14 protein-coding genes and 3 pseudogenes are annotated in these 17,365 nt (G+C 68.1%); 12 read left to right on the top strand and 5 right to left on the bottom strand.

Annotated features, from left to right (window positions below):
- Window positions 1–69: 69 nt before the first annotated feature.
- Window positions 70–948 (top strand): LysR family transcriptional regulator, encoded by an 879-nt coding sequence (locus tag ACP4J3_RS18560; RefSeq protein ID WP_426535700.1) that lies wholly within the window; start codon window positions 70–72, stop codon window positions 946–948.
- 273 nt (window positions 949–1,221) lie between these two features.
- Here ACP4J3_RS18560 and ACP4J3_RS18555 read toward each other — a convergent pair.
- A pseudogene (locus ACP4J3_RS18555) lies at window positions 1,222–1,590 on the bottom strand (aldehyde dehydrogenase family protein); the annotation flags it as partial.
- A gap of 69 nt (window positions 1,591–1,659) precedes the next feature.
- On the opposite strand from ACP4J3_RS18555, the gene ACP4J3_RS18550 reads away from it, so the two are divergent.
- Window positions 1,660–1,956 (top strand): hypothetical protein, encoded by a 297-nt coding sequence (locus ACP4J3_RS18550; protein ID WP_426535881.1) that lies wholly within the window; start codon window positions 1,660–1,662, stop codon window positions 1,954–1,956.
- 1,107 nt (window positions 1,957–3,063) lie between these two features.
- On the opposite strand, the gene ACP4J3_RS18545 is transcribed toward ACP4J3_RS18550, so the two are convergent.
- Together ACP4J3_RS18545 and ACP4J3_RS18540 are read right to left on the bottom strand one after the other, a co-directional pair.
- The gene (locus tag ACP4J3_RS18545) at window positions 3,064–3,471 is read right to left on the bottom strand and encodes a hypothetical protein (RefSeq protein WP_426535698.1); all 408 of its coding nucleotides are present in this window, start codon (window positions 3,469–3,471) and stop codon (window positions 3,064–3,066) included.
- 110 nt (window positions 3,472–3,581) lie between these two features.
- A complete protein-coding gene (locus tag ACP4J3_RS18540; RefSeq protein WP_426535696.1) occupies window positions 3,582–4,118 on the bottom strand; it encodes a hypothetical protein in 537 nt (178 codons plus the stop codon).
- A gap of 438 nt (window positions 4,119–4,556) precedes the next feature.
- Between ACP4J3_RS18540 and ACP4J3_RS18535 the strand changes: the two are divergent.
- Window positions 4,557–5,309, top strand: a pseudogene (locus tag ACP4J3_RS18535) (transposase).
- Between the two features lie 137 nt (window positions 5,310–5,446).
- On the opposite strand, the gene ACP4J3_RS18530 reads toward ACP4J3_RS18535, so the two are convergent.
- Entirely contained in the window at window positions 5,447–6,550 is a 1,104-nt protein-coding gene (locus ACP4J3_RS18530) for a lytic polysaccharide monooxygenase auxiliary activity family 9 protein (protein WP_426535694.1), read from the bottom strand.
- Between the two features lie 250 nt (window positions 6,551–6,800).
- Between ACP4J3_RS18530 and ACP4J3_RS18525 the strand changes: the two genes are divergently transcribed.
- From ACP4J3_RS18525 to ACP4J3_RS18510, 4 genes are all read left to right on the top strand, one after another.
- A complete protein-coding gene (locus ACP4J3_RS18525) occupies window positions 6,801–7,415 on the top strand; it encodes a Uma2 family endonuclease (protein ID WP_426535692.1) in 615 nt (204 codons plus the stop codon).
- Window positions 7,416–7,524: 109 nt separating this feature from the next.
- Window positions 7,525–8,283, top strand: coding sequence for a GntR family transcriptional regulator (locus tag ACP4J3_RS18520; RefSeq protein WP_426535690.1), 759 nt, complete (start codon window positions 7,525–7,527; stop codon window positions 8,281–8,283).
- Window positions 8,280–9,548 carry an MFS transporter gene (locus ACP4J3_RS18515; protein ID WP_426535688.1) on the top strand — a complete coding sequence of 423 codons (1,269 nt, stop codon included), beginning with the start codon at window positions 8,280–8,282 and terminating at the stop codon, window positions 9,546–9,548. The genes ACP4J3_RS18520 and ACP4J3_RS18515 overlap by 4 nt, the downstream gene beginning before the upstream one ends.
- Before the next feature lie 218 nt (window positions 9,549–9,766).
- On the top strand, window positions 9,767–10,000 hold the full coding sequence (locus tag ACP4J3_RS18510) for a hypothetical protein (RefSeq protein ID WP_426535686.1): 234 nt from the start codon (window positions 9,767–9,769) through the stop codon (window positions 9,998–10,000).
- Between the two features lie 219 nt (window positions 10,001–10,219).
- On the opposite strand, the gene ACP4J3_RS18505 is transcribed toward ACP4J3_RS18510, so the two are convergent.
- Window positions 10,220–11,224, bottom strand: coding sequence for an acetylxylan esterase (locus tag ACP4J3_RS18505; RefSeq protein ID WP_426535684.1), 1,005 nt, complete (start codon window positions 11,222–11,224; stop codon window positions 10,220–10,222).
- Between the two features lie 185 nt (window positions 11,225–11,409).
- Between ACP4J3_RS18505 and ACP4J3_RS18500 the strand changes: the two genes are divergently transcribed.
- The 5 genes and pseudogenes from ACP4J3_RS18500 to ACP4J3_RS18480 all read left to right on the top strand — a co-directional run bounded on the left by ACP4J3_RS18500 (window position 11,410) and on the right by ACP4J3_RS18480 (window position 17,354).
- Window positions 11,410–12,402 carry an ABC transporter permease gene (locus ACP4J3_RS18500; protein ID WP_426535682.1) on the top strand — a complete coding sequence of 331 codons (993 nt, stop codon included), beginning with the start codon at window positions 11,410–11,412 and terminating at the stop codon, window positions 12,400–12,402.
- Entirely contained in the window at window positions 12,396–13,268 is an 873-nt protein-coding gene (locus ACP4J3_RS18495) for a carbohydrate ABC transporter permease (protein WP_426535680.1), read from the top strand. The genes ACP4J3_RS18500 and ACP4J3_RS18495 overlap by 7 nt, the downstream gene beginning before the upstream one ends.
- A gap of 60 nt (window positions 13,269–13,328) precedes the next feature.
- Entirely contained in the window at window positions 13,329–14,984 is a 1,656-nt protein-coding gene (locus ACP4J3_RS18490) for an extracellular solute-binding protein (protein ID WP_426535678.1), read from the top strand.
- Window positions 14,981–15,667 (top strand): hypothetical protein, encoded by a 687-nt coding sequence (locus ACP4J3_RS18485; RefSeq protein ID WP_426535676.1) that lies wholly within the window; start codon window positions 14,981–14,983, stop codon window positions 15,665–15,667. The genes ACP4J3_RS18490 and ACP4J3_RS18485 overlap by 4 nt, the downstream gene beginning before the upstream one ends.
- Window positions 15,664–17,354, top strand: a pseudogene (locus ACP4J3_RS18480) (beta-galactosidase). Before ACP4J3_RS18485 ends, ACP4J3_RS18480 begins: the two are co-directional and overlap by 4 nt.
- The last annotated feature ends 11 nt before the right edge of the window (window positions 17,355–17,365 follow it).

Raw genomic sequence — 17,365 nt, 5'->3', positions numbered from 1 at the left:
CGACATCGCGGGACGTACACGGTGCACAGGGCGCGACGCTCGGCACGGAGCGGGAAGCACGGAGGCACGATGGACATCCGGGCACTCCGCTACGCGGTGACGCTGGCGGACGAACTGCACTTCGGCAGAGCCGTACGGCGGCACTACATCAGCGCCCAGCCCTTCGGCCGCCACATCCAGCGGCTGGAACGGGAACTCGGCACCAGGCTCTTCGAACGCACCAGCCGACGCGTGGCGCTCACTCCTGACGGCGTGCGGCTTATCGCCGAAGCCCGGGCGCTACTTGACACCCTGGACTCCCTGACCGACCAGCCCCGGAACACCGAGTCCGACGAACACATCCTCACCCTCGGTGTCCTGGGATTCGGCCTCGGCGAACGCTGGACCGATCTGCTCCAAGTGGTGCACAGCCAGGACCCCGGCATCGCCTTCGCCTACGCCGAACTGGACCTGGCCGACCAGTACGAGGCGCTGCGCGGCCACCAGGTCGACATAGGCATCGTCCAGTACGTCGGACCAGTCGACGGTCTCGTCTTCGACCGCGTGCTGACCATGCCCCGGGTCGTGGTGGTGCCCGCCCGCTCTTCCTTCGCCGACGCCGACCACCTGACTGAGGCCGACGTCAGCGACAGTGCCTGGCTGCCCACCGCCCTGGCCCACCCAGCGCTGGCGGCATGGTCCGGCCCCGCCGCGGACGCGTCCCGCGGCCGGGGCGCCCTGCGCAACCCCGCCGCCATACCAGCGGCCGTATCGACCACCGGCCGTATCGCCCTGCACGCCGAGGCCGCCAGCCGCTTCTACCCACGCCCGGACGTCCGCTTCATCCCGCTCCAGGGACCGCCGATGGACATAGCCATCGCCACCCGCGCCGACGACGACCGGCTCACCGTCGCAGCTGTGCGCCACGCCGCCCAGCTTCTCAGCGCCCTGCAGCCGAAGCAGCGGTGATCTCGACGGTGGTGATCGGCGTGCTGTCGCGAGGTCGTCCGTCGCGGTTCCCACTGTTGTAGCGGGTCCACGCCTACTTCCGCCCTGGCGGGACATCGACCTGATCAGCAAGTTCCACGACCGGCTTCGCGCCTGTGCGCGCCGGGTGGCGGGCCGTCGCATCGAACCGATCACTGGTGGCTGCTGTGCGACCACAGCATGAGACGGCGCTTTTCTCCGGAAGTCCCTGGCCGGCCAGCGGTGGGCCCTCCGGCCGCCGCGGTGCCCGTCGACTCACATCATCCGTCGCAGCAGGCGCTCCTTGCGGCGGGTGAAGGGAGGGTAGGCCAGGTGCAGCGTGTCCGGCAGGAACGGCTTGTCGAGTACGGCTTTGGTGTGGCTGAAGGTGTCCAGGGAGTGCGAGCCGTGGTAGCGGCCCTGGCCGCTCTCGCCGACGCCGCCGAAGGGCTGGCCGGGCACGGTGAGATGGGCGTTGGGAATGCCGAAGGCCAGGGCACCGGAGGAGGTCTCGGTCACGAGCCGGGGCTTGGAGTGCCGGGAGGCGGTGAAGGCGTAGAGGGCCAGCGGCTTGTCCCGGCCGTTGATGAACGCGATCGCCGTGTCCAGGTCGGGGACGTGCACGACGGGCAGGATCGACCCGAAGTCGAGTCTGGCGCACGCACTCCGCGGTCTCCACTGAACTTCCGAATACGTTCCGAATACTGTGGATCCATGACCATCGCAGCAGGCCCCCCCGTGGCGACTCGGCGCTCCTCGGACCTGAGCAAGCACTCCGCCGAGGTCTTCGCCGAGGCCGAGGACCACCCCGTGACGGTGACCCGGCGCGACGGCGAGGCTCTGGTCCTGATGTCGCAGCGCGAGGCCGAGGGTCGTGCCCGCTTGCTGAACTTTGCCGCGCAGCTCATCACCGTCACCCTCGACGACCGCGGCTCGCTCGCCGAGCGGATGTCCAAGGCCTTCCCTTGGATGCTCGCGCTGTCGCCGACCGACCGGGAGTCCTGTGCGTAGGACCTCGTCGATGCGGCGCGCGCGTCGTTCTCCACCGGCCAGCCGCACCTCGCGATCGCAGAGCTGACTTCCTGGAAGGAGACGGCCACAGCCGTCGCGGCCGGGCTCAGCAGCGGAGGCGCCGGGCTGGAGTGGCTCGACGACCATGAGCCCGTGGAGCGTCCGTAGCCGTGGCGGCCGCCAGGAAGGACGAGCTGGTTCCTCGCCCTCCGAAGAAGATCGAGTACGAGATCCGCTTCGCCACCGGCAGTTTGGGGATAGCGGACGTTCAGCCGAACGTGTCAACCATGTCCAGAGCACAACCGGTTAAGCATCTCCTGAGACCTCACACCGACAGCCTCCTTCCTCAAGTACGAGTCGCTCTCGACTCGTCAGCCGAACGCGTCGGTTTCGCTCAGGACGACTGGTCTTCGCCTGCCCGCAGCAGCACTGCCATGCCCACCCATGACTGACGAAGCCGGTGCCAAGCGCGGAAGCTCGGCTCGGACCCCGGGTCGATCGCAACGTCGGATTTCAGGGGAGGTGGCGATCTCAAGTACCGCAACCGAAGCATGTGAACTGAGGTGCTTCACCAACTACGAGTTAGTGCCTATATGTATCCCTCGGCACGCCTCTGACCAGGCGTTTTGTGTGGTTGGTCGAGAGTGAGGTCAAGCGGCGGCGGTGAATAGGGTTAAGAACGGCAATCGAAGCATGTCTCAGTACGTGGTGCGCAGCCTCATCCGCAAGTGATGTGCCCCTTGGCATGAGCGCCTAGGGTTCTGGCCGTCGCCCTTCACGGGGCGGCGGCCAGTGCTGCACGCATCCGAGCGCCACCTCTCGCCCCCGCCTGGGGACTGCGCGTGCTCTTGATGACCGCGTCGCCCATCCGGCGTGCACGGGCCTCGATTTCGATCGAGGCGATGCGATCCGTGTGGTCGAGGTGGCCACAGTGAACGCATGCGAACTCTCGGCTGCAACGGAGACGGTTCGCGCTCCTTGCGGCTGCTGGTGCGGCAGGGTTGCGCCACCTGCCCGGTGCGAGGGCGGCGAGACTGCGTGCTGCGTTTTCGTGGCGATCCGTCACGAGCGGGCATTCGTCGCAGTCCTAGCCTCGCCCGTGGGCAGTCATAGCGGGTAGGGCCCGAGTCGACCCCATGCGACAAGTAGCGGCGGCGTGACGAGATAGAGCATTCCGAAGAACGAGGCGAAGAACCCAATCTCACCGCGTATCAGCTTCCGCGCCGGGGCGACCACCGCCGGAACCAGCAGTGAGAGAGCGGCGGTCGGCGTCAGCACCGTCGCCGCGCCGATCAGCCCCGGAACCACCAGCGCAGCCCCACATGCGACCGCCAGGAAACCGCCAACCCGCGCTGCCGGGCTCGGTCCGTCCCCTAAACGGACCGCCATGCCGGCAACTTCCGGCGGACCATACCGAACGTATGCTTGCTGCTCCCGGTGCAGGAGGGTCATCAGGCCCCACGGAATAGTGAGAAAGGCCATGATTCCCTGCAAAACCCACAGTAGTGCATTCATGATGACTCACCTCAACCGAGAACAATGAAGAAGAGCCGGGCGGGTAGGGCGGGCGGCACGGGGCGCCGGTGCCGTCGCGACGACGTGCCGGCCGAGTCGCCTTCCGCGGCTCATTCCGGCAGATACTCCCAACGCTTGGCACCACGTGCACACCTGTCGAAGCCGAACTTCTTGGCGGCAGCTCCGGACTCCTCCGCCTTCTCCTTGACTTCGGCGGAGGTCATGATGATCAGCATGTCCCAGCCAGGCTGAGCGTTCTCAAAGAGGTTGTGCATCGTGTTCAGTTCGTCGGCGTACGCGTTGAGCTTGCGCAGCCAGGCATCCAGTTTGGCTCGTTCAGCGTCGGATTCGGGTTCCGGCATCCCTCGTACGTGCTTCCGCAGGTCCTTGATGAGCGCAATCCGCTTGCGCATCTTCTTCAGGTCGTCCGCGCCGATCGTTCGGCCGTAGGCCAGATCCCCGGCGAACCGGTCGTTGATCGAGTCGCACTTCTTGTCGGCACTCTCGATCAGCTCCTCCTTCGGCGAAGAGGAACATCCGCCCAAGGCGACAACCGCGGCAAGCACGGCGGTCCCGGCGACGCCCCTCGCCAACCAGGTGGCGCGGCCCCGCAGGCGGAAGGTCCGATATGTGGTCTCCTGGCGCATGCCGGGATGGTGACACGGGCCACTCGGGACCCGTCCCGAGCATGACGGATTTCGGCATTTCGTTGATGGGTTCGCGGCAATGGCATTACCGCCGTGACTGCCGGGTCGGCCATGGCGAGGGGCCCGCCCATTCCCTGTTTTCTACGCGCTTCGCGCGACCGATTCGCCTTGCCCAAAAGAAAGTAGACAATGCCGAACGATTTCAGGGGTGCTGGCATGATGATGCTCATGACCACGTACCGAAAGGCCGATGCCGCGTAGACGGCCCGGCGCGCTGCGCGCTGAACAGTCTCCTCGTGTCGCGTGGAGCCTTCTGCAAGGACCGGGACGGCGGCCGCCCTATCCGCAGGATTCGGAGTGTTCGTGCCGCGGTTGTTCCTTCGACGACGTGCGGCACGCCCGCGACGTGCTTGATGAGGTTGGCGCGTACACTGCCGGATCCTTTCGCCGCTCATCGGCAGGTTCACCGTGCTGAGCCCGCGGTGCTTCGCCAAGCTCGTGAGCGCACTGCGCTGGGAGGGCGTGGACGTGGTCCGCCGAGGTATCGGCCGTGGAGTCTGCCCCTGGAGGGCCGCGTCCTGCTGGTCGCGGCGTACTGGCGCACCAACTTGACACTGCGCCAGCTTGCTCCGCCGTTCGGCATCTCGAAGTCCGCGGCCGACCGCATCATCAACCGCCTTGGGCCGCTGCTCGCTCTGCGACCGCGCCGACGGTTCCGCAAGGACGCCGTGCTCATCGTGGACGGCACCTTGGTGCCCACGCGTGACCATACGGTGGCCGAGCAGTCGAAGAACTATCGGTACTCCACCAGTCACCAGGTCGTCATCGACGCTGGTACACGGCTGGTCGTCGCCGTGGGCCGACCCCTGCCCGGCAACCGCGACGACTGCAGGGCCTCGGAGCTGTCCGGAGCGAAGGCCGCCGTGGGCAAAGCCACGGTGATCGCTGACGGTGGTTACCGCGGCACTGGGCCGGTGATCCCACACCGCCGCGAACGCGGCCAGACTGAACTCCAGGCATGGAAGGACGAGCACAACCGCTCACACCGCAAGGTCCGCGCCCGTGTTTAGCACGCCTTCGCCCGCATGAAGAGCTGGAAGATTCTCCGAGACTGCCGTTTGATAGGGCGATGGCGTACATCGCGCCGTGCTCGGCATCGCCCGCCTGCACAACCTCGCCCTCGCTGGATAGGCAGAGGGAGCGCGGACGAGCCCGACCCCGACCCTGAGGACCTCGAGCCCGGACGTCTCTGCAAGGTTCCGGTACGCCCTGCCGTCGGACCCGATGGACGGCGGCTCACGCCCACCGGGTCCATCCCGAGCAGCGGTTCAGCCCACCCGGCAGGGCAGGGCCGTCGTACTGTCGCCACCGGAACCGGAGACGACATAGCCGAAGGTCGTGCTCTCCCCCGGATCGAGGGAGCCGTTCCAGTCCGCGTTGTGGACCATTACCGCCTGGCCGTTGTAGGTCGCGTTGCCGCTCCAGAGGCTGTCGACCTTCTGGCCGGCGGGGAGCGTCCAGTCGACCATCCAGCCCAGCATCGGGACGTCGCCGGTGTTGGTGACCGTCACCTCGGACTGGTAGCCGCCGGACCAGGTGCCGGTCGTGCGTCGGGTGGCGGAGCACTCGCCGGGCACCGGGTCGGTCGGGTTGCCGGGCTCCTTGACGCCGGTCACCTCGCCGTTGCCGCCGTCGAAGACGACGTCGGAGCAGGAGTAGAAGGTCTCGGCGCTGTCCGAGCGCTGCCAGACCATGTAGATGATGTGGCGGCCGGACTTGTCGTCGGGGAGCTTGCCGGACCAGGAGTAGTTGGCCTCGACCGTGCCCGGGGAGCCGTTGAGGGGCGGGTGGTCGACCGAGAGGAAGGGCTGCTCCTCCATGTCGTCCCAGGTGAGGGTCCGGGTCGGGTCGAAGCCGTCCTTGGTGATGTAGACGTAGAACCAACCCGGGTGCGCGGCCCAGGCGTTGTAGGAGAAGTCGACGGTCGCACCCGAGGTGAGGTGGGTGAGCGGCCAGTCGTTGCTGGGGGTGTTGAAGCCCGTGAAGTTGGTGTTGCCGCCGCTGCACAGCTCGCCGTCGGGCACGAAGCCGCGGGTGCGACCGGCGCCGTCGGAGCGCAGCACGGAGAACCAGTTGTAGAACGGCGTTGTGCCGCTGACCTGTTGGGCTGTTCTGCAGGCCGGGTTGACGGGCTTGATCTCACCGGTGTCGGTGAGGCCGTCCTGCCAGCACAGGAAGGTGCGGCTGCCCGGCTTCATGGGCGTGCCGTGGGCCTCCGCCCGGCCGCCGGTGCTCATGACGAGGGCAACGGCCGGGACGGTGGCGACCAGGGCGATCAGGACGAGGAAGAGGGCTCTGGCGCGGGTGGGGAGTGTTAATCGGCGGGGTGAGGGCTTGGGGGCGCCCGGGGAGGCGATTCTTGTCAGGATCATGACAGGCAAGTCCGTTCCTTGGGGTACGGGACGTGCGGCTGGGTGCGGGGTGGGAGCGGGCCGGGGCGGTGGGTTCCGGTCCACCGCCTCATGGGAGCGCTCCCACCCCGTCTTTTGCGGAAGGTAGCGCCGTGGGGCGTGGTTGTAAACGCCTTTCGCCCGTCAATGGCGTGCCATGGAATCGCCGGATCGGGTCGCGCTACCTTCGTATGTACGATCACGCCGTGTATCGGCGTCCACACTGGCGTCCATGGGAGCAGTGATGACCACACCCCAGCAGGGACCGGCCACCGAGGACACCTGGATGTTCCCTCCGGCCGACGGCTGGACCTTCGACCAGGTCAAGCACCTGGAGCTGCCCTTCGACTGGGAACTCGAGGATGGACGGATCGTGGTTCGAGGACAGACCAAGTTCTGGCACAACCGTGTGCGGGACAGGTTGGCGGCCGCTCTGGAGTCGGCACGCACAGAACCATATGAGGTCGTGGCCGAGCAATGTGTGATGGTCGACAGCCAGAACACGCCCAAGCCCGACGTACTCGTCTTCGACCCTCGAAAGCTGAACTTCTTCGAGGTCGAGTGCATCCCTGTGGCGAACGTCTCCCTCGTCGTGGAGGTCGTCTCCTCCGGCTCTCGCCAGGACGATCGCGTACGCAAGCCCGCGCTCTTCGCCACCAGCAAAGTTCCCTACTACTGGCGCGTCGAGCTGGACCGGGAGCAGAAACTCGCGGTGCACGAGTACTGGCTCAACGCGGACACTCTCTCGTACTTCCCCGCCCCGTCGCACCCGGTGCACCACGACAAGCTCGTCACCGAGCTGCCGTTCCCCATCGAGATCGACCTCGACGCACTCGTCGGGTTCTGACGAGCGCCGGGCGTAATGCCGCTCCAGTAGCTTCCCCGCGATGCGCTAGCTTCCCAACTCCGTCGGCAGTCACGAGCTGCCGTGCAGCAGAGCAACGGGAGGGTCGTGCATGCCCCGACAGGCGCCTTACCTGGAGGTGGCCGACGCGCTGCACGCGCGGATTCTCGCCGGCGAGTGGGAGATCGGGGAGCGGCTGCCGTCGCGCGCGCGGCTCGCCGCGGAGTACGGGGTCGGGCGCAATGTCACGCAGCGGGCCGTGGAGCACTTGATCGTCGAGGGCCTCCTCGAAGGGCGCGCGGGCTCGGGGACGTACGTACGGGTGCCGCGTGAGCGCCTGCGGATGGTCCGCTCGCGGCACGGCGCTCCGTCGCTCGCCGCCATGAAGGAGCGGGGCAGGGCCGGGGCCTGGGATGCGCACAGCGAGGTCCGGGTCGCGGCCCCGGCGGCGATCGCCGAGCGGCTCGCGATCGGCCCGGGCGACCTCTGCGTCAACACCCACTACGAGTTCCTCGCCGACGGGCAGCCGGTCCAGCTCTCGAATTCCTGGGAACCGATGGCCATCACGGACGGAACGCCGATCATGCTGCCCGAAAGGGGGCCGCTCGCGGGAAAGGGAGTGGTCGAGCGGATGCGCTCCATCGGCGTGGACGTCGAAACGGTGATCGAGCTGCCGCGCCCGGCTCGCGCCACCCGGGAACAGGCGAACCTCCTGGGAGTCGGTGTCGGGGATCTGGTGCTCCGGATCGAGCGCACCATCTACGACACCGACGGACGTCCGGTGGAGACCGCCGACATCGTCATTCCGGACGCACGGCGGGAAGTGGCCTACGAGTTCGCGGTGGAGCGGCTGGAGCGGACCACCAAGTGACCCGTATATCGATACTCCCCTGGACCGGAGTGTCACGGGATCCGGATTTCCGCCGGCTGTTCGCCGCCACCGCATTCGGTCAACTGGGCGACCGCGTCGTGTTCCTGGCGCTTCCGCTGGTCGCCCTCACGGCCTTGCGGGCCGACGAGTTCCAGGTCGGGCTGCTGACCACGATGACGACGGCGGGCTCGCTCCTGGTCGGGCTGCCGGCCGGTGCGTGGGTGGACCGGATGCGGAAGCGGTCGGTGCTGATCAGCACCGACCTGGCGAGGGCACTGGTCCTGCTCAGCATCCCGTTGGCGTGGTGGGCGGATCTGCTGAGCATCTGGTGGCTGTACGCGGTCGCACTGGTTCATGGGGTGCTGACGGTCTTCTTCGACGTCGCCTACGTCAGCTATCTGCCGCATCTGGTGGGGCGCGACCAACTCATGGAGGGGAACTCGAAGCTCTCGGCGATTCGCTCGGTGACCAGTATCAGTGGGCCCGGGCTGGCAGGGCCGATGGTCGGCTGGGTCGGGGCGCCTGTGACGGGGCTGGTGAGTTCGGTCGGAGTGGCCCTGTCGGGAGTGCTGGCGATCGGCATCCGAAAGCGCGAGCCGAAGCCGGAGCCGAGTCGGCATCCCCGACTGGGCCGGGAAATCAGGGAAGGTCTGAAATTCGTGCTCCGGCATGCCGGCCTGCGCGCGATCATGCTGGGCGACGCGACGTTCAATTTCTTTCTGGTCATGTATCAGGCCATGCTGCTGGTCTTCCTGGAGAGGGAAATCGGCCTCGGCTCCTTCGGTATCGGGGTCGTTCTGTCAGGGATGGGGTGTGGTGCGCTCGTCGGGGCGCTGCTGGCGACCCGGGTTTCGCGGTGGGTCGGGCAGGGGCCGGTCATCTGGCTGGCGCCGCTCGCCACCGGCCCTCCGACGGCCTTGATGGCGTCGGCCCGACCGGGATGGAGCGTGTACGCGGCGGCCGTCGGGCTCGCGGGTCTCTCGCTGGGCGGCGTCGTGCGCGTGGTGGCCCAGTCGAGCTTCCAGCAGGCCCTCGCGCCGGACCGGCTCCTGGGCCGGGTGAGCGCGACGGCCCGCTTCGTCTCCTGGGGCGGGATTCCGCTGGGCGGACTGTCGGGGGGAGCGCTCGGCTCGGCGTTCGGTGCGGCGGCCAGCTTGTGGATCGGTGCGGTCGGCATGACGCTCAGTGCCGTCCCGGCCTTCCTGTCGCCGCTTCGCACCCTGCGCACCGCGCCGAAGGGGGAAGCCGCCGCGCCCGTACGCTGACGTGCGAGGACCTGGCCCTCAGACGCGCTACCCCGCCGTCGCCGTGTCCGGGGACAGCGCCACCGCGAGGGCGTGGACATCCTTGCGCGGTCGGGGCCCGGCCACGTCAGCCCGCCGGCGACGCGCCCGTTCGTCGGTGCGCATGCCTGGCAGGAATTTGAAGGCACCTGGCAGCCCTGCCACTCCTGTTCGGCTCCGTCAGGCATCAGGCTTGAGTCATGAACAATACCTTTGACGCTACTGTCCAGACGGTCATCGCCCTCGCCGTGCTCTCCCTGGCCGTCCTCCCCGCGATCCTCGGGATGATCCGTGACCGCCGTATCGACATCCAACTGAGGGACGCGGAGGAGCATCGAGATCGCCGCACCGGCGTCCTGGTCGTCTTCGACCTCGCCTACGGGCCGCACGAAGAGAGGGTGTTCCGCGCGAACGCTGGCAGGACCAGCTACTGAACATGATGCTGCGGTGCCCGACCCGGCGGTTCGCTTCCGCTCCGGGCGGACCCGGTGGCGTTGAGCAGACGCCCACCGGGTCCGCGAGCCGGACGGGCTCGAGGGGGGAAAGAAGCTCGTCCGGGTGGTGGTTGGCAGGTGCGGCCAGTACGAGGTGTGACGTATGAGGCCGTGGTCCGACAACGATGTCTACGCGCTCTGTGCATGACTTTACCGTGTTCACACCGGACGCGGGTCGAGTCCCAACACCTCCGCCATCCAGTCCAGTTGGCGGCGTACGTGTACCGCGTCGCCGCCCTCGTGGCCGTTGAACGGATAGGGGTGGATCTCCTTGCGCGGGTCGGCGCCGGACAGCTCCGCATAGCGGTTGAAGGCGCCGTACGCCCCGCTCGGCGGGCACACCATGTCGCGCAGGCCGACTCCGAAGTGGGCCGGGGCCCGGGCGCGCCGGGCGAAGGAGATCCCCTCCATGTGGGCGAGCGTGTCGTACGCGGCCCGCTCGGCGCCCCGGTGCACGGAGAGGTACGCGGTGATCTCGCCGTAGGGCGCCGCGTCGGTGAGGTCGAGTGCGCGCCGGATGCCGCACAGGAACGGGGCGGTGACCAGGGTCGCCGCGAGGTCGGGCACGAGTCCCGCCACGGCCAGCGCCAGTCCGCCGCCCTGGCTGTTGCCGACGGCCGCGATCCGGGAGGCGTCCACGCCGGGGAGCGTTCGTATCGCCTCGACCGCTCGTACCGCGTCCGTGATGAGGCGGCGGTAGTGGTAGTCGCCGAGGGAGAGCAGGCCGCGTGCCGCCGGGCCCGGGCCGCCCGGTGCCGTGGCGTGCGGGTCCGGGGTCGCGCCGCCGTTGCCGTACTGGTCGCCCTGGCCCCTGTTGTCCATCAGCAGATGGGCATACCCGGCGTTCACCCAGGTCAGCCGCTCGTGCGGGAGGCCGCGGCCGCGGCCGTAGCCGGCGTACTCGACGACGGCGGGAAGCGCCTCGCGCGGCCCGGCCGGTCTGCTGAACCAGGCCCGCACCGGGTCGCCGCCGAAGCCCCGGAAGGTCACGTCCCAGGTGTCCGTCAGGCGCAGGCCGGTCTCCACCGGGTGAGCCGACACCAACACCTCGTGCCGGGCCGCCTCCTCGAGGGTGTCGCGCCAGAACTCGTCGAAGTCCGCGGGCTCTTGGAGATCCGGACGGTAGTGCTCCAGGGCGTCCGGCGGCAGGTCGAATGCGGGCAACGATGACCTCCGATTGTTGCGGCTTGATATCAGAATGTTTCGTTGTCTTTGGGCTCTCCGCGGTAACTGCTTCCTCAACTGACTTACGTGTCAGCCCCATTGACAGCCATTACACCCGCCCCTAACCTCGCCGCAAAGTTGCCGGTACGACTCCGAAACTTTCGGTGCCACCGGGAGGCCACTGCATGAGCACGTCCACCACGTCGGCTCCACCGCCCGGCACACGGCAGCCGCCGTCGGCGAAGGCGCCACCCCGTCGCGGTCGGCGGTCGGCGCGCACGGGCTGGCGGCGTGCGCTGCGGCGGGACTGGCAGCTCTACTCGCTGGCCGTGCTGCCGCTGCTGTTCTTCCTGGTCTTCCGCTATGTGCCGATGCTCGGCAACGTGATCGCGTTCCGACGCTTCGAACCTGGCGGCTCGATCTTCGGCGGGGAGTGGGTGGGCCTGCGCTATGTCGAGATGTTCCTCAGCGACCCCACCTTCTGGCAGGTCTTCCGCAACACCCTGTGGCTCGGCGGGCTCACGCTCGTCTTCTGCTTCCCGATCCCGATCGTGCTGGCGCTGCTGCTGAACGAGGTGCGCCGCCGTGCGCTGAAACGGTTCGTTCAGTCGGTGTCGTATCTGCCGCACTTCCTCTCGATCGTGATCGTCGCGGGCATCACCATGCAGATGCTCGCCACCGACGGCGCGATCAACCATGTGCTGGGCTGGTTCGGGCACGACCCGATCCGGTTCATCCAGGAACCCGAGTGGTTCCGCACCGTCTACGTCGGCTCGGAGATCTGGCAGACCGCCGGGTGGGGGACCATCCTCTATCTCGCCGCGCTCACCACCATCGACGAGGACCTGTACGAGGCCGCCCGGATCGACGGCGCCAACCGCTGGCAGCAGATCTGGCACGTCACGCTGCCCGGCATCCGGCCCACCATGATCACCCTGCTGATCCTCAACATCGGCACCTTCATGGCCGTCGGCTTCGAGAAGGTCCTGCTGCTGTACAACGCGCTGACCTACCCGACCGCCGACGTGATCTCCACGTACGTCTACCGGACCGGCGTCGAGTCCAACAACTTCAGCTACGCCGCCGCCATCGGCCTGTTCGAGGCGATCATCGGCCTGGTCCTGATCACCTCCGCCAACCAGCTCTCGCGCCGCACAGTGGGGACCAGCCTGTGGTGAAGCCGAGCCGTTCCTACCGCCTCTTCCAGGGCGTCAACGGGGTGATCCTCACCCTCGTCGTGGTCGTGACCCTGTACCCCTTCCTCAACATCGTCGCCCGCTCGCTCAGCGGGGAGCGCTACATCCGGGCCGGTGAAGTGACGCTGTGGCCCAAGGGATTCAACCTCACCACGTACAGGATCGTCTTCCAGGACTCGGTGTTCTGGCGGAGCTACGGCAACACCGTCTTCTACACGGTCGTGGCGACCGCCGTCGCCATGGTCCTGACCACCTGTTACGCCTACGTCCTGTCGAAGAAGCAGCTCAAGGGGCGCGGGGTGCTCGTCGGCATCGCCGTGTTCACCATGTTCTTCACCGGCGGACTGATCCCCAACTACGTCCTGGTCACCAGCCTCGGACTGAAGAACAGCGTGTGGGCGCTGGCGCTGCCGAACGCGATCAGCGTCTTCAACCTGCTGGTGATGAAGGCCTTCTTCGAGAGCCTGCCGACCGAGCTGGAGGAGGCCGCCCAGATCGACGGCCTGAACACCTACGGCACCCTGCTCAGGATCGTGCTGCCACTGTCCAAGGCGGTCGTCGCGACCATGGTGCTCTTCTACTCGGTGTCCTTCTGGAACTCCTGGTTCGGGGCGTTCCTCTATATGGACCGGACCGATCTCATGCCGGTCACCGTGTATCTGCGCAACATGATCTCGGGCGCCACGACAGGGGCCAACGCCGGCGCCGTCGACGCACAGCTCAGCCAGGTCGGGGCGAACATCCAGGCGGTCACCATCGTGCTCACCGCGCTGCCGATCATCTGCGTGTACCCGTTCGTCCAGCGCTACTTCGTCTCGGGCGTGATGCTCGGCGCGGTCAAGGGCTGACCGATCCCTCAACTCGCTTACGGAGCACCAACGGCGCACTTACGGAACAAAGGAGTATCCGTGATGAACGCAGGAGAGCTGTCGCGGCGTCAGATCCTGGCCGCCGCCGGCTTCATAGGTCTCGCCACCCTCACGGGCTGCGGCAGCGGCGACGACGGCGGGGACGGCAAGGACCTGTCGAAGAAGCAGAACGGCGCGATGAAGGAGTACCGCACGGGCCAGCAGTTCAAGGCGGCCAAGCCGCTGTCCTTCTCGGTGCTGCACAACAACAACCCGGTCTACCCGATGAAGAGCGGCTGGCTGTTCTGGAAGGAGGTCACCAAGCGCACCGGGGTCACCCTCAAGCCCGTCGACGTGCCCCTGGCCGACTACGAGAAGAAGCGCAGCGTTCTCATCGGCGCGGGTGACGCCCCCTTCCTGATCCCCAAGACGTACCACCCGTCCGAGGTCGCGTTCGTGTCGTCGGGCGCCATCCTCCCGGTCAGCGACTACGTACACCTGATGCCCAACTTCCGGGACAAGGTGAAGAGATGGAAGCTCGAACCCGAGCTCGACTCCATCCGCCAGTCCGACGGCAAGTACTACCTCCTGCCCGGCCTGCACGAGAAGGCCAAGTCCTACTACTCGCTGTCCTTCCGCACGGACGTCCTGGACCGGATCGGCGTGAGCCTGCCCACCACCTGGGACGAGGTGTACGACGTCTTCAGGGCGCTCAAGGAGGAGTACCCCGACAAGTACCCCTTCACCGACCGCTGGAGCACCAACACCCCCTTCCCCGCCGCCGCCCTGCTCAGCTACCTCGGCCAGGCGTACGGGGTCAGGGCGGGCTGGACGTACAACAACCTCAGCTTCGACTCGAAGGCGCAGAAGTTCGTCTTCACCGGCGCCACCGACGCCTACCGTCAGATGGTCGAGTACCTGAGGAAACTCGTCGCCGAGAAACTGGTGGACCCCGAGAGCTTCACCCAGCCCGACGACGCCGCGGTCCAGAAGCTGCTGGCCGAGAAGTCCTACGCGATCAGCGCCAATCCGCAGGAGCTGGTGCAGAACTACCGCTACAACCTGACCAAGCAGGTCAAGGACGCCGAGATCGAGATGATCCCGGTGCCGCTCGGTCCGGCGGGGCCGGTGGTGATGGGCGGCACCCGGCTGGAGAACGGCGTCATGATCTCCAGCGAGGCGCTCAAGAGCGACACCTTCGTCGCGATGATGCAGTTCGTGGACTGGCTCTGGTACTCGGACGAGGGCCAGAAGTTCTGCAAGTGGGGCGTCGAGGGCGTCACCTACACCGAGTCCGGCGGCAAGTACGAACTGGAGCCGGGCATCAGCCTCATGGGCTCCATCCCCGACGCCCCGAAGGACCTCCAGAAGGACTACGGCTTCTTCAACGGCGTCTTCACCTACGGCGGAAGCTGGGCCCTGGTCTCCTCCAACTTCAGCCCCGACGAGCAGAAGTTCCAGGACGTCATGACGCGGCGCGAGGAACTGCCCGTCGACCCGGCCCACCCGCTCCAGTCGGTCGAACAGGAGCAGGCGACCCTCTGGGACACCCCGCTCAGGGACCACGTCACCCAGAACATGCTCAAGTTCGCCCTCGGCAAGCGCCCGATGTCCGAATGGGACGCCTACGTCACCGAGCTCAAGGGCAAGAACCTGGACCGGCTCGTCGACCTGCACAACAAGGCGTACGAACGCTTCAGGAAGGAGAACGGGTGAGCGGCGGCGTCCGCACGGCCGACTTCGGCGCCGGAGCCCTCTCCCGCGCCGCCGCCCTGATCCACACCCTGGTCACCGTCGAGGCCCTGCTGCTCCTGGCCGCCGCCCCGGGACTCGCCGGACTGCTCCTGCTCGGCCCCGACCCGGCCAACCTGCCCCTGGCCGCCGTATGTCTGCTCCCGCTCGGCCCGGCCCTGTCCGCCGCCCTCTACGCCCTGCACCACCGCACCGCCGACCTCACCGACCTGCACCCGGCCCGCGCCTACGCACGCGGCTGGCGGCTCAACGCGCTCCCCGCGCTGAAGCTCTGGACGCCGCTGCTCGCCTGGCTGACGGTCATCGCCTTCACCCTCACCCACTTCGCCGCCACCGGTCTGCCCGACTGGTGGGCGGTGCTGCTGGGGGCGATCGGGGCCGGCTCCCTGCTGTGGGGCGCGCACGCGCTGGTCCTCACCTCGCTGTTCGCCTTCCGCGCCCGCGACACCGCCCGCCTCGCCGGGTACTTCCTCTTCCGGCACGCCCGCGCCACCCTCGGCGCCGCCTCCCTGCTGGTGCTGGTGGCCGCGTCGACGGCCCTGCTGACCGAGGCCCTGCCCGCCCTGCTGGCCGCCCCGCTGCTGCTGTCCCTGCTGCACAGCAGCCGCCCGGTGATCGCCGAGACCCAGGAGGACTTCACGGCATGACCGCGCCGCGCACCCCGAGGATCCCGTACGGCGGCGACTACAACCCCGAGCAGTGGCCGGAGCAGGTCCGGGACGAGGACCACCATCTGTTCACGCAGGCCGGCATCGACACCCTCACGGTAGGCGTCTTCTCCTGGTCCCTCACCCAACCCGCGCCCGACACCTACGACTTCACGGTCCTGGACCGCGTCCTGGACCGCGCCGCCGCCGAGAACCGCCAGGTCTGCCTGGCCACCGGCACCGCGGCCCTGCCACCCTGGCTGGCCAGGAAGCACCCCGAGGTCAACCGCACCGACTTCGAAGGCCGCCGCCACCGCTACGGCCGGCGCCACAACTTCTGCCCCAGCTCACCGGCGTACCGCGACCACGCCACGGCGATGGCGGCCCGCCGCGCCGAACGCTACGCGGACCACCCGGCGTTACTCGCCTGGCACATCAACAACGAGTACGGCGGCGCCTGCTACTGCGACCTGTGCGCCAAGGCCTTCCGGGTATGGCTCCGGGACAGATACGGCACCCTCGACGCCCTCAACGACGCCTGGTGGACGACCTTCTGGTCGCACCGCTACACCGACTTCGGCGAGATCGAACCCCCGAACGCCCTCACCGAGCACTGGCGCGGCCCCGACCACACCGCGTTCCAGGGCATCACCCTCGACTACCTCCGCTTCACCACCGACGCGCTGCTCGGCTGCTTCCTCGCCGAGAAGGAGGTGATCCGCGCCCATGACCAGGAGACACCCGTCACCACCGACTTCATGGGCATGTTTCGCCCCCTCGACCACCACCGCTGGGCGCCCCACCTCGACTTCGCCTCCTGGGACAGCTACCCGCCCCTCGACGCCCCGCCCACCTGGACCGCCTCGCCCACGACCTGATGCGCGGCTTCAAGGACGGCGCCTGCGAGAAGTACCACGGTGCGGTCATCGGCCACGCCGGCCGTGATGACACCCGCGTGTTCCGCGAAGTGGCCGATCTGGGGCGGGAGTTGGAGTCGCTGGGCGACGCGACCCTCGGCGCCCGTACTAGATCTCCGACGGCCCGTCCCGGCTGGTGAAGTACCGGGAGGTGGTCCACGCCTACTGCCGAGCCGCCCGGCCTGCACATGGTGAAGGGGGACCTGGCGCAGCGCCTCGAAGCGGTGGCCGCACGGGGCGGCACGGTCCTCACGACGTTCCTCTCCGGCCGCGTCGACGAACACGACCGCGCCTTCCGCACCGACGTCCCGGGCCCGCTCGCGCCCCTCACGGGCGTCCGCGTCGACGAGTGGGACGCCCGGCCGCGGGACTTCGTACAGCCCGTCCACATGGGAGGGGAGAGCTGTGCGGCCCGCCTGGTCTTCGAGATCGTGCTGCCGCGCGGCGCCGAGCCGGTCGGCAGGTACGGCGCCGACTTCTACGCGGGCACCCCGGCCGTCACCCGGCACACCCACGGCATGGGCGAAGGCTGGTACGTCGCCACCGCCCTGAACCAGCCCGGCGTCGACCGGGTCGCCCGCCGGATCCTGGCCCGCCACGACCTGCTCGGCCCATACGACGACCACTCGAGCGTCGAGACGGCGACCCGAGTCGCCCCCGACGGCACCCGCCTGCTCTTCCTCCTCAACCACGCCCCCGGACCGGCCCACCTGACCGCCCACACCAGCGCCACCGACCTGCTGACCGGCAAGCGGGTCGAGGAGGGCTAGCCACTGACCCT

Origin of the sequence: Streptomyces sp. UG1 (assembly GCF_049974585.1) — a bacterium.
In the GTDB taxonomy this organism is placed as follows: Bacteria; Actinomycetota; Actinomycetes; order Streptomycetales; family Streptomycetaceae; genus Streptomyces.
The sequence above is the reverse complement of the archived record's forward strand: the minus strand, read 5'-3'. Positions and strand labels throughout refer to the sequence as shown.